General features: G+C 65.2%; 11 protein-coding genes and 1 pseudogene. 4 read left to right on the top strand and 8 right to left on the bottom strand.

Annotated elements, in window-relative coordinates:
* Window positions 1-101 precede the first annotated feature (101 nt).
* From VTU_RS27835 to VTU_RS35885, 7 genes are all read right to left on the bottom strand, one after another.
* Complete coding sequence (locus tag VTU_RS27835) at window positions 102-713, bottom strand: sugar-binding transcriptional regulator (RefSeq protein WP_236610776.1); 612 nt, start codon at window positions 711-713, stop codon at window positions 102-104.
* Between the two features lie 17 nt (window positions 714-730).
* Window positions 731-1,117, bottom strand: coding sequence for a sugar-binding transcriptional regulator (locus VTU_RS35010; protein ID WP_236610775.1), 387 nt, complete (start codon window positions 1,115-1,117; stop codon window positions 731-733).
* Complete coding sequence (locus VTU_RS0117105) at window positions 1,114-2,619, bottom strand: FGGY-family carbohydrate kinase (RefSeq protein WP_029554512.1); 1,506 nt, start codon at window positions 2,617-2,619, stop codon at window positions 1,114-1,116. Before VTU_RS0117105 ends, VTU_RS35010 begins: the two co-directional genes overlap by 4 nt.
* Before the next feature lie 81 nt (window positions 2,620-2,700).
* Window positions 2,701-3,744 (bottom strand): galactitol-1-phosphate 5-dehydrogenase, encoded by a 1,044-nt coding sequence (locus VTU_RS0117100; protein WP_010106412.1) that lies wholly within the window; start codon window positions 3,742-3,744, stop codon window positions 2,701-2,703.
* 20 nt (window positions 3,745-3,764) lie between these two features.
* The gene (locus VTU_RS0117095) at window positions 3,765-4,757 is read right to left on the bottom strand and encodes a substrate-binding domain-containing protein (protein WP_010106410.1); all 993 of its coding nucleotides are present in this window, start codon (window positions 4,755-4,757) and stop codon (window positions 3,765-3,767) included.
* Between the two features lie 40 nt (window positions 4,758-4,797).
* Window positions 4,798-5,019: a hypothetical protein gene (locus VTU_RS34465; protein ID WP_010106408.1), complete on the bottom strand. Its 222-nt coding sequence runs from the start codon at window positions 5,017-5,019 to the stop codon at window positions 4,798-4,800.
* Complete coding sequence (locus VTU_RS35885; protein ID WP_201766156.1) at window positions 5,007-5,441, bottom strand: ABC transporter permease; 435 nt, start codon at window positions 5,439-5,441, stop codon at window positions 5,007-5,009. The genes VTU_RS34465 and VTU_RS35885 overlap by 13 nt, the downstream gene beginning before the upstream one ends.
* Before the next feature lie 155 nt (window positions 5,442-5,596).
* Between VTU_RS35885 and VTU_RS27830 the strand changes: the two genes are divergently transcribed.
* The 4 genes from VTU_RS27830 to VTU_RS0117070 all read left to right on the top strand — a co-directional run bounded on the left by VTU_RS27830 (window position 5,597) and on the right by VTU_RS0117070 (window position 7,637).
* Window positions 5,597-6,046, top strand: coding sequence for a hypothetical protein (locus tag VTU_RS27830; protein WP_010106404.1), 450 nt, complete (start codon window positions 5,597-5,599; stop codon window positions 6,044-6,046).
* A gap of 164 nt (window positions 6,047-6,210) precedes the next feature.
* A complete protein-coding gene (locus tag VTU_RS33700; protein WP_169315418.1) occupies window positions 6,211-6,378 on the top strand; it encodes a hypothetical protein in 168 nt (55 codons plus the stop codon).
* Window positions 6,379-6,411: 33 nt separating this feature from the next.
* Window positions 6,412-6,954, top strand: a complete 543-nt coding sequence (locus tag VTU_RS0117075) for a hypothetical protein (protein ID WP_010106399.1) — start codon at window positions 6,412-6,414, stop codon at window positions 6,952-6,954.
* The gene (locus VTU_RS0117070; protein WP_081479866.1) at window positions 6,951-7,637 is read left to right on the top strand and encodes a C39 family peptidase; all 687 of its coding nucleotides are present in this window, start codon (window positions 6,951-6,953) and stop codon (window positions 7,635-7,637) included. The genes VTU_RS0117075 and VTU_RS0117070 overlap by 4 nt, the downstream gene beginning before the upstream one ends.
* 27 nt (window positions 7,638-7,664) lie before the next feature.
* Here the strand turns inward: VTU_RS0117070 and VTU_RS33695 are convergent.
* Window positions 7,665-7,847: pseudogene (locus VTU_RS33695) on the bottom strand (gfo/Idh/MocA family oxidoreductase); the annotation flags it as partial.

Genomic DNA, 7,847 nt, shown 5'->3' with positions numbered 1-7,847 from the left:
GCTCAGCGAGGCGTCGCTCAGCGCCACCGCATTCGGCGCGAAGGTCTTGGCCAGATGGCGCACGCTGAGCACCTCCGGTCGCAGGGGATGGGCGTCGGTCCTCATGTTTTCTCCAGCAAGAATTCGGCGCTGGCCTCATCCGTCACCAGCACGTTGATGTAGCGCGCGAGCAGGCAGGCTTTCACCGCCCGGTGCTTGGCCCGGCCGACCCCCACGCCGATCGCGTGCGCCTTGTCGCGCAGCAGCTGGGGCGCCAGCCCGATGGTGCGGGCGTCCAAGTCGGGGCTGATGATGTGGCCCTCTGCGTCGATGAAACGGCCCAGGATGTCGCCCACGGCACCGGCATCGAGCAGGGTCTGCAGCAGGCCGGAATCGATGTAGCCGGACTGCACCAGCACCGAGTTCTCCGACAAGGAACCAATCCCCACGCAGGCCACGGAGGCCTCGCGCCCCAGGCGCATCACCTCGCCGATGACCGGGTCCTCTTCGAGCACCTGGCGGGTCTTGGAACTGCCCACGATCGCCGGCACCGGCAGCAGCGTGGCCAGGCCCTTGGCCGCCTGCGCAAAGCGTTCGGCGACGCCGTGCACCGGGCCGCCGTGCTCGCGGATGTTCGCCACGCCATTGAGCAGCACCACGTGCACGCCCCGGTTCCAGCCCACGGGCAGCCAGCGGGCCATCGCGCTCATCGTGTGCCCCCAGGAGACGCCCACCAGCGACGGCCTGGGACTCAGGCTGGCCAGGTAGCGCCCGGCCTCTTCGCCGCGGTGCTGAGCGTTGCCGCGTCCTCCGCGCTGCTCTGCAGCACCAGCGCTTCGCGCAGGCCGTAGCGCTGTTGCAGCGCGTTTTCCAGCGCCAGGCGCCGGGTCGGGCGCGGGATGATTTCCACGCGCACGATGCCGGCCTCGCGCGCCTCGCGCAGCAGGCGCCCGACCTGCCAGCGGGTCAGCCCCAGCGTGTCGGCGATATCGGCCTGCGTGTGCTCCAGGTGGTAGTAGCGCTTGGCGATCTGCACCATGATCTGCTCGCGCCGCTCCTGCGAGCCCATGCGCGCGGACAACTGCTCATCGGCGTGCACCGTGGCGCTGCGCCCGCTCTCGCGCCGCCTGCGGGTCATGGCGCGCTCCCGCCGCGGCCGGCAAACAGCGGCTGCACGGCCTCGGTGGCCGCACGGTAGCGCGCGAGCATCCGGGAATAGCGCGCGTGCATTCCGGGGTCGGGCAGGAGCCGCCGGAACGGCTGCGCGTGCTTGTGCACCCCGGCGACCAGGCTGGCCGACTCGCCCAGCGCATTCAGCGCCGAGATCGCGGCGCCGATGAGCGTGAGGTTCTCCTGGTCGGCCACGTCGAAGGGCATGCCGCAGGCATCGACGGTGGCTTGCAGCCACAGGGGATTCTTCTGGATTCCGCCGGCAGCGACGACGCGCGCAATGGGCACGCCGGACTGCTCGAGCACGCGCACCACGTTCGCCGACCCCAGCGCCACGGCGTCCACTGCGGCGCGGTAGATTTGCGCGCGCTCGTGCGAGAGCGTCAGGCCCAGCACCGCGCCGCGCAAATCGGGCGCGCGGTAGGGCGTGCGGTTGCCCATCCAATAGTCCAGCACCAGCAGCCCGCTGGCGCCGGGCAGCTCGCGCGCCGCCTCGGCCATGAGCTGGCGCTGACCGGCGGCGTCCAGGCCGAATATCTTGCCGGCCAGCCAGTCCATCACCGACCCGGCCGACACTTGGCCGCCTTCGATCAGCCAGGAGTTGGCGATCAATGCATCCGGGTAAGGCCCCCACATGCCGGGCGCGGCGATGCGGTTTTCCGTGTGGATCAAATGGACGATGGAGGTGCCGCCGATGAACAGCAACTGCGCGGGCGCGATGGTGCCGGCGCCGAGCATGGCCATGTGCGCGTCTATGCCGCCCTGCGCCACCAGCACCTGCCCGCGCAACCCCAGATGTTCCCGGGCCGCCGCAGACAGATGGCCGGCGACCCCGCCCACCGGAACCACCTGCGTTGGCAGCTTGTCGAGCAGACCGGGGGCGCCGAGCGCGGCAAACAGCTCGGGAAAGAATTTTTGCTGCAGCGGGTCGTAATTCCATTTGCAGCAGGCGTTCAGGCGGGACGCGGTCCAGGCCCCGGTGAGCTGGAAGTTGATGAAGTCCTGCGCCTCGCAGATGCGCTCCGCCCGGGAATACACGCCAGGCTCATGGCGTGCCAGCCAGGCCGCCTTGGGAACCAGCCATTCGACGGCGTTCGCGCCGCCACTGAAAGCCATGACCGGATGCGGCGGGTCCGGCACCCGCGCGGCCTCCTGGCTGGCGCGGCAGTCCATCCACAGCAAGGCCGGGCGCAGCGGCGTACCCGCTGCATCGCTCACCACCACGGTTGACGACGTGGTGCAGACGCACAGCGCCGACACCCGGGGCCGGCCGTGCCGGGCCATCAGCGCCTGGCTGGCCCGGCCCAGGGCCGCCCACCAATCGAGCGGCGACTGCTCGGCCCAGCCCGACCGGGGGTGGCGCGTGTCGTAGCCGGCCTGCTCAAAGCCAACCAGCGCACCGCACGCGCTGTCGTACAGACCCGCGCGCACGCTGCCGGTGCCGAAATCCAGACCCATGACGACTGCCACTGCATGTCTCCTGTGCCCCCGGTTGGCAAACACCGGCTGGGCGTTGATTCGATGGCCACGCGCTGCTGTCCGACCTCCCCCTCAGTGGGGGCGGAACAGCACCTTCGCAGCAGCCTCTTTTTTCTGGGCAAAACTCTGGAAAAGGGACTTCAGCGCTGCCAACGGCAGGTCATGCGTGATCATGAATCTCCACTGCAACTCGCCGCTGGCCAGCTTGGCCAAAGATACCACCCACTCCTGCCCGGGGAAGGGCGTGCCAAACGAGTTCCAGGCGCCGGTCAGCGTGATTTCCTGGCGCAGCAGGTGGTTGAAACTCGCGCCCTGCAGCGCCACGTCGCCCGCGGGAATGCCTATGCACACCACCATGCCGCCGGGCGCTGCCATGCGGATGGCCTGGTTGATCGCCGTGGGCTGGCCTGCGGCCTCGATGACCAGGTCGCACGGGGGCAGGCCGTCGATCGGCTCGCCGCTGCGCACGGTGTGCGTGGCACCGGCCTGGCGCGCCAAGGTCAGCTTCTTCGGGTCGATGTCCACGCCGATGACGTCCCGGGCGCCGAGCAGCCTCATCCACTGGATGGCGAACAGGCCAATCGGTCCGCAGCCGACCACGGCGCCGACGTGACCCAGCGTGAACCGGCTCTTCCAGATCGCGTGCAGCGCCACGGCGGCCGGGTCGGTCAGCGCCGCAGCCGCCGGGTCCATGCCCTCGGGGCACTTGAACAGATTCTTTTCCGGCACATTCACGTATTCGGCGTAGGCGCCGTCGCGGCGGCTACCAAAATAGTCGTAATCGCTGCAACGCGAGGGAAAGCCGCGCGCGCACTGCGCGCATGCACCGCAGGGCAGCAGCGGCGGCACGGTGACCAGGTCGCCAACGGCAAAGCCTTGCACACCCGGGCCCAGGGCCTCGACGTGGCCGGAGAATTCATGCCCGCAAATCAGCGGCATCCGGTGCGCGCCCTTGTGGAGCATGCGCGCAATGTCCGAGCCGCACACCCCGCATACCGCCACCTTGACCAACGCGTGGCCGGCCTGTACCTCGGGCTTGGGTTTGTTTTCCAGCCGGATATCGCCCGGCTGGTGCATCACGGCTGCACGCATGGTGCGGGGGCGGCTGGCGTTCATGGGATGGCAGCGACCAGGCATTACTTGAAGACCGCAGGACGGTATTCGGCAAACAAACCGGTGCGCTTGAACTCGGCCACATTCGCCCGGGTCACGGCCCGGGTGCCGGCATCGACGAAGGCGGGGACTTTCTTGCCGGCCCTGATTTCGCGCGCCGTCTGCACCGCCATATCGCCCAGATAGCGCGGGTCGTTCAACGCAGTGGCCAGGTACTGCCCGCCGCTGGACATGCTCGCCAGGGCCTCCGAGAGGCCATCGACTCCGGCCACGTACACGTCCTTCTTGCCGGCCTCGGTGAGCACCTTCAGCGCCCCCATGGCCATGTCGTCGTTGTGCGCGTAGACCAGATTCACGTCGGGGTGCGCCTGCAACAAGTCCTGCATCGCGGTCACGGCGTTGGCGCGGGTGTATTCGGCGTAGGGGCCGGCAACGATTTTGAAGCCCGATTTCTTCAGCGCCGCATGAAAACCGTCGCGCCGCGCCGCCATCACGGTGCCGCCGGCGTCGCCCTGGATCTCGATGACCTTGCCCCGGCTCAGGCCCTTTTTCTTCAGCTCGGCGAGCACCGCCTCCCCCACGACCCGGCCCATTTTCAGATTGTCGCGGCCCAGATGCGCGGTCGGGCCATCCCCGTTGACGCTGCGGTCCACAGTAATTACCGGAACGCCATTCCTTTTGGCCGCAGCCAGCGCGGGCCTGACGGCGTCCGGGTTCACCGGATTGATGATCAGCACGTCCACCTTGCGCGTCAGCAGATCCTGGATGTCGTTGTTCTGTTTGTTCACGTCACCATTCGCGTCGAGCAATATCAATTCATCCCCACCAGCCCTGGCCGCGGCCTCGGCGCCCTCCTTGAGCTGCACATAGAACGGCGACTGCAACGTCACTTGGCTAAAGCCGATTTTCAAACCCGCAGCCTGAGCCACCGGGGCCAGCACGGCCATACCGGCTGCGGCGACGGCAGCGCCGAGAAAGGCGCGCACAGCGGGGGCGATTCGGATTCGATGCATCATGTGGGTGGTTCTCCAATAAATTCCAGGCAGTTTGGTTTGTTCAGATGGTCAGCGTGTGCTCGTCTTTTGCAGATTGTGGGGAACATCGGGGGGTTTCGGGAGAATGAAAAGCGTTTTCAGGGAATATCATGAGGGCGCAAAATATGCTTTTTTGCACATATGAGCAAAACAGCGCGCCGATGCCGGCGCCGATCAACGCACCGCTGGCCAGCGTGAGCAAAGTGGCCACCGGTATGCCGCCAAAGGCCATCAGGCTGCCCACGGACAAATCGATGTTCGCAGTGAGAGGACCACAAAGGTCATTCCGACCGCGACGATGGCGGTCTGCCGGAACAGGTTGGCGATGTTGTGCCAAGTCAGAAAGCTGTAGCGCAGCACCCACTCGCGCAAGGAGAAACGCGGGGCCGGGACCGCGGGAGCGCCGGACTCTACGCCGCAGCGCCCCTTGTACCGCGCATGGCAGCAGGACCCGGTATTGGCGAACCACTGGCGCGAGTATGAGTACCCGAAGATCGCCACATGGGCCCCTGCAGAAACGACACCGGTGGTCAAGGTCATCGGGGCACGGTACGGCTTGAGCATGCTGTCGGCTGTGTCCATGCAAGGGCACTTGAGGTTCATGCCCGTCGAAGGGAGCGTCAATGCCAAAGTCTTTCGCCTGTTGTCGTTGCCCGCTTCTTCCATGCTCCGACTTGTCGCCATGGCATCAATATGCGGTTTTTCTTTCGACAGTTTTAGGTATGCTTGCTGCCGGGACGTGCATGGCGCTCGGCGCGCCATGGAACACAATCAGCGCCAGGCCTCTGGTCACGGTCATCTGTCATAAAAGAGACATCACAATGGACATACTGAAAAAGTTCAAACACGCCGCACTCGCGCTGGCCACCGCCGGCCTGCTGTCGGCTCAGGCGCACGCCAGTGAGGCCCAGGTGGAGAACCTGCAAGCCCTGCCCGTGGCGGCTTTCAGCCAGGCGGACATTGACGCGATGTTCGAGCAGGCGGACAAGCCGATGCAATTGGCGGCATTGTCGGATCAGGATATGAAGGAGACGGAGGGGGCTGTCGGACCTTGGGGGGCAGCGGCTGGCGCGCTCGTTGGTGGCCTCGCAGAGGCCGGCTATCAATTGGGTGGATTGGGTGCAGGTCGCGAGTGGAGTTGGCGCTCTATTGGTCGTTCAGCGGCTATCGGTGCCGTGACAGGATTTACCGGTGGCAGTGCAGCGGCATGGTATCTTGTACCGAGAGTCGTAATTATTGGCAGCGTTGCTGCTGGTCGCGCGGGCTGGTAACCAAGAGGAGTTTGCGGGTGTACCCTTTGGGGTGCCCCCGCAGTTCGAAGTCAATGAAAAATCCAATCCTTCTTCGAGCACTATTGAATGCTGTTTTACTATTTATCATATATTTATGGGGAGCGAGCATATGGCATCTGATTCTAATGGCCGGAATCATGTCGTTGAACCTGATCGTAGTGCGCGCAAGAATCGATTCTGTTTTCTTTGAAAGATTGGCAAAGTGGCTTGGTCTATCCCCTAAAACAACCAAAAACGTCATCGATTGTGTGGGCCTCGCATGCCTGATTCTGCTCTTGATCATCGCCTCTTCGGCCACCTCTTCCAAGTGATTCAAAAAACATGCACCAAGGAGAAACAACGGCATGATTCTCACAGCATTTTCACTTTTTGCCCTGCGTGAAATCCCTTTCTCGCGCTCTGATTTCCCCCGCTGGCAATCGGTACTGGCCATCTTCCTCATCGGCGTGCTGGTGGGCCTGGACCCGAGCTTTCGCGCCGCACCGTCCGGTGCCCCGGACCAGCCGCTGTGGCTGGCCGTGTTCCTGGGGCGGGCCCTCACCTGGGTGTGCTTCCTGGTCAGCGTGGCCGTGCTGCGCTGGTGGATGAAGCGCGGTGGCCGTTGGGACGGGCATGGCGATCTGTTCAACTTGATGGCCGCAGCCTGGTTGGTGGCCGACACCCTGGGCGCGGGCTTGACGGCGCTGGGTGTGCCGCCACTCCTGACCCTGCCCTTATGGCTGTATTCGATGTGGGTCGCGGGCAATGCCTTGGCGGGCGCCATCCCGAAAGCCAGCCTGGGCTACGGCATCGCGGGCATTGTCATTGGGCTGGTGCCTGCCTTGGTGGCTTCAGGCTTGGTGGGTGTGGTCATGGCGAGCTTGGTTCCCGGTGGGGCCGGCGCATGAGCATGGCCCGGTCTGTGCGGACTTTGGGCTGCTGTGTTTTGCTGTTTGCTGCGCTGGCTCGGGCTGACAACACCCCGCCCGGCCCCGAAGCGGTACTGCTGGCGACCCACTCTGTCCATGGACTCATCCCGGTCAAGAGTTGGAAGACTCTGCGCGACGAACGCATCGTCAAGCAAGACTTGGATTATTCCTGCGGCGCTGCATCCATGGCCACCTTGCTCAACAGCTTCCATGGTCAGAGCGTGACCGAAGATGCCTTGCTCAAGGCCATGGACAAGAGCGATAGCCGGGCCAGCTTTGAGGACATGGCCCGCGCCCTGCCGCATTTTGGTTTCAGGGCTCAGGGCTTTGCCGCGAGTTGGGAGCAGCTTGCGCGCCTGAAGATTCCGGTCATCGTCTATGTGAAGCAGCGCAAGGACGATCATTTCACGGTGTTGCGCGGCATCAGTGCTGACACCGTGTGGCTGGCCGACCCCAGCATGGGCAACCGCACCTACAGCCGCGAGCAGTTCCTGGCCATGTGGCAGACACGTGCCGATGCCGGCGATGGCCTGGCTGGCAAGTTTCTGGCGGTGCTGCCCGCCACTGCAAGCGTTTCGTCTTCAGACAGCTTCTTCACCAAGACCCCACGCCGTCAAAGTGCCAACGCTACGGCTCAATTGGCGTTTCGAGCGCAACCCTGACCCTGTAACACCCGGCGCGCCGCCGTCTCAAAGGACCTCGTCCACCCCCACCCACTCACCGCCCTGGCGTGACGAGCGCATGGCCGCTTCGATAAAGGCCATGCCGTGCACGCCGTCCGTGATGTCCGGAAAGCTCAGATCCGTCGGCGCTGCGGCGCCGTTGCGTGCGGCGCGCAGCGCCTGGGCGATCTCGGTGTAGACGCTGGCAAA

The organism is Verminephrobacter aporrectodeae subsp. tuberculatae At4 (assembly GCF_000193225.1).
Classification (GTDB): domain Bacteria; phylum Pseudomonadota; class Gammaproteobacteria; order Burkholderiales; family Burkholderiaceae_C; genus Acidovorax; species Acidovorax aporrectodeae.
The sequence above is the reverse complement of the archived record's forward strand: the minus strand, read 5'-3'. Positions and strand labels throughout refer to the sequence as shown.

Excerpts from the sequence above, each read along its gene's own strand:
- VTU_RS35010 (WP_236610775.1), bottom strand. The coding sequence starts at position 1,117 with ATGACCCGCAGGCGGCGCGAGAGCGGGCGCAGCGCCACGGTGCACGCC.
- VTU_RS0117100 (WP_010106412.1), bottom strand. The coding sequence starts at position 3,744 with ATGAACGCCAGCCGCCCCCGCACCATGCGTGCAGCCGTGATGCACCAG.
- VTU_RS0117095 (WP_010106410.1), bottom strand. The coding sequence starts at position 4,757 with ATGATGCATCGAATCCGAATCGCCCCCGCTGTGCGCGCCTTTCTCGGC.
- VTU_RS35885 (WP_201766156.1), bottom strand. The coding sequence starts at position 5,441 with ATGGAAGAAGCGGGCAACGACAACAGGCGAAAGACTTTGGCATTGACG.
- VTU_RS27830 (WP_010106404.1), top strand. The coding sequence starts at position 5,597 with ATGGACATACTGAAAAAGTTCAAACACGCCGCACTCGCGCTGGCCACC.
- VTU_RS0117075 (WP_010106399.1), top strand. The coding sequence starts at position 6,412 with ATGATTCTCACAGCATTTTCACTTTTTGCCCTGCGTGAAATCCCTTTC.
- VTU_RS0117070 (WP_081479866.1), top strand. The coding sequence starts at position 6,951 with ATGAGCATGGCCCGGTCTGTGCGGACTTTGGGCTGCTGTGTTTTGCTG.